Below are 2,391 nucleotides of genomic sequence, written 5' to 3'. Positions count from 1 at the left end.
TATTTAAAGGAACGTTTGCCGTTGTTGCGGGTGCAAAACTAACACCTTTATACCGTTATTCAAGCTTTTTATTCGCTTTTTTTTATCGCTTTCTTTATACTGCATTTAACTCGCTGAAAATACGCTTCTTGAAAAAAAAGTTTTTTCTGATCTCTCGCTTCACTTCCTCAAAAAGTGACGAAATGTACAACCCCTGCGCGAACTTTATAACAGTAATTACATTGTACTTCATACTATTGCTCTTGTCATAAAGCTTTGGCACATATTAATAAGCACCAAAACTATGTTTGCAATACTTTTCAGAGCGATCTTACTTTATTTATATAGAACTAAGCTCAGCCATGCATTACCTTATTACTGCAGAAAGATAAACATAAAGCAACTTACTTCGGTCTTGTTGCAGATTCTAAAAGCCCCCTCGTTAAGCCCAGCATTTTTACTTAACAATACAATAGCTCCGCGTTTGCCTCCATAATAAGAACACTGAGTCGAAGAACTAAAACTCATATATTTAGAATAAAGTACTTATAATTTTCAATCAACCTGTACTAACAATTCCAAGAAGTTAGCGATCAGGGAATTTCACCATTAAAGAGCTAATCTAAAAGCAGTTCAGGCTTCGTGAAAAGCATCCTGCTTATTTACATATCCTCAGAAAGCAACAGTGCCCTGCTTTACACAAGTATTATGCTGCCTAAACAAATCCAATAGAAGCATCTTACACAAAAAAAAGGACTTACTAATATAAAATTTCCTTCATAGGGCTCTAATGCAGCGAAAATCTCAGTAAGATTGCGCTGTAGAGCGACCTTTTAAATCTAAAAATAAGTAAATCTCCTTGAATTAGGATAAAAAATACTATTCTCCTAGGTTTTCCAATTATAAATGGATCAACACTAAAAGTTATGTGGAAATATTGAACAAAAAATATTCGTAATTTAAAACTTATCTGCAAAAGCAGGACTCCCTTACATAGCGTATTAACTTATTAATATTAGAAATTATTGTTAAATACGGATCAAATCATAAAGTTGTGGGGAATATAAAAATTAAGATATTTGTTTCTCCTAATTGTAGCAAATGCAAAATTTATATAACAAAATAATCTGGCTATTGTTACCTAAAGTCATTGTTAAATATTCTGAATTAATTATTTATAAAAAGGAAGAACAGATACTTCATCTTTATTTGAAGGAGATCAATTCAATTCCTCTTCGTGGAAATCAAGAATATCTTCATATTGCACGCAGAAGATGGCTCAACGAAAACACAGGAAAAGTAGTTTTTTGAGACTGGAATTTAGTAGCAGACGAAACTCCTGCAAATCAAGGGTTTGTGTCTTTCTTAAAAAAAGATAAATAGATTTCAGTACAAGTAATTATAATGCTATCGCCTTCTTCTACGGGAGCCCTGGAAGGACTTTGCAAGATCAGCACAAAGATTACTTACGTGATTTTAAAGATCAGAAGCAAAAGTCGCACGCAAAACAATGGCTTGTTTTTCCTGAAAACATTGAAAAACAATCGTCAATAGATGAAACATCTCTATCCAATGGCGAACTCTATACTATTGTAACACAAAAACTGGTAAAGGCAGAAAGGGAACTACAATAGCCATGGTTGCTGGAACCAAAGCAGAGACATTATTGCTACATTAGAAAAAATACCACTAAAGCTAAGAAATTCAGTTACTGAAATAACAATCGATATGGCAGCTAATATGGGGCTTATTGTTAAGAAATGATTTCCAGTGCAGTAAGAGTTACAGAACGCTTCCCTGTCAAAATACTAGCGCTCGAAGTTTCACAAGAAATCAGGATTAAATATAGATGGCAAGCGAATGACATGAAACATCAAGCTACTGAAAAAGCTAAGTTCACAAATACTAAATTCGAATCCAAGATGCTATCAAATGGCGATACCATTAAGTAACTATTAGCTAGAAGCCGCTACCTCTTATATAAAAACAAATCAAAATAGTCTGAAAACCAAACCTAAAGAGCAAAATTATTATTCGAAGTATATTCTGATATTGAAAAAGGATATAGCCTTTCGCAAGACTTACGAAATGTTTTTGAGAACAAAACCTATAAAATTTATGTTCTAAGCAAATTACCGAAAAGGCATGAAAAGTAGCTCGCGCTGAATTTAAATCATGAACACTATAAAAATCAATTATGATTCTATAGTAAACTACTTTGATAAACGAAGTACAAATGCTTCTGCAGAAATGAAATTCATGAACTCCAAAATAAAACAGAAAACAGTGAATAATCCTTCAATGCTAAAATTAAAGCATTCAGAAATCAATTTAGAGGAGTGAGAAAAGTAGATTTCTTCCTGTTTAGGTTAACTAAGTTATTTGCCTAATCCCCAAGTTTTGTTCTTGATC

3 protein-coding genes are annotated in these 2,391 nt (G+C 32.8%); all 3 read left to right on the top strand.

Annotation, left to right across the window (positions count from 1 at the left end; genetic code table 11):
- Positions 1-1,080 precede the first annotated feature (1,080 nt).
- The 3 genes from BUA03_RS16275 (at position 1,081) to BUA03_RS16410 (ending at position 2,322) form a co-directional block, all read left to right on the top strand.
- Positions 1,081-1,290, top strand: a complete 210-nt coding sequence (locus tag BUA03_RS16275) for a hypothetical protein (RefSeq protein ID WP_066082389.1) — start codon at positions 1,081-1,083, stop codon at positions 1,288-1,290.
- A 449-nt stretch (positions 1,291-1,739) separates the two neighbouring features.
- Positions 1,740-1,931: a hypothetical protein gene (locus BUA03_RS16770; protein ID WP_066082393.1), complete on the top strand. Its 192-nt coding sequence runs from the start codon at positions 1,740-1,742 to the stop codon at positions 1,929-1,931.
- A 223-nt stretch (positions 1,932-2,154) separates the two neighbouring features.
- Positions 2,155-2,322, top strand: coding sequence for a transposase (locus BUA03_RS16410; protein ID WP_245792701.1), 168 nt, complete (start codon positions 2,155-2,157; stop codon positions 2,320-2,322).
- The last annotated feature ends 69 nt before the right edge of the window (positions 2,323-2,391 follow it).

It is taken from the genome of Flavobacterium fryxellicola, from assembly GCF_900143245.1.
In the GTDB taxonomy this organism is placed as follows: domain Bacteria; phylum Bacteroidota; class Bacteroidia; order Flavobacteriales; family Flavobacteriaceae; genus Flavobacterium; species Flavobacterium fryxellicola.
The sequence above is the reverse complement of the archived record's forward strand: the minus strand, read 5'-3'. Positions and strand labels throughout refer to the sequence as shown.

Bases quoted from the DNA above. Each gene is read 5' to 3' on its own strand.
- BUA03_RS16275 (WP_066082389.1), top strand. From the start codon at position 1,081: ATGCAAAATTTATATAACAAAATAATCTGGCTATTGTTACCTAAAGTC.
- BUA03_RS16770 (WP_066082393.1), top strand. From the start codon at position 1,740: ATGATTTCCAGTGCAGTAAGAGTTACAGAACGCTTCCCTGTCAAAATA.
- BUA03_RS16410 (WP_245792701.1), top strand. From the start codon at position 2,155: ATGAACACTATAAAAATCAATTATGATTCTATAGTAAACTACTTTGAT.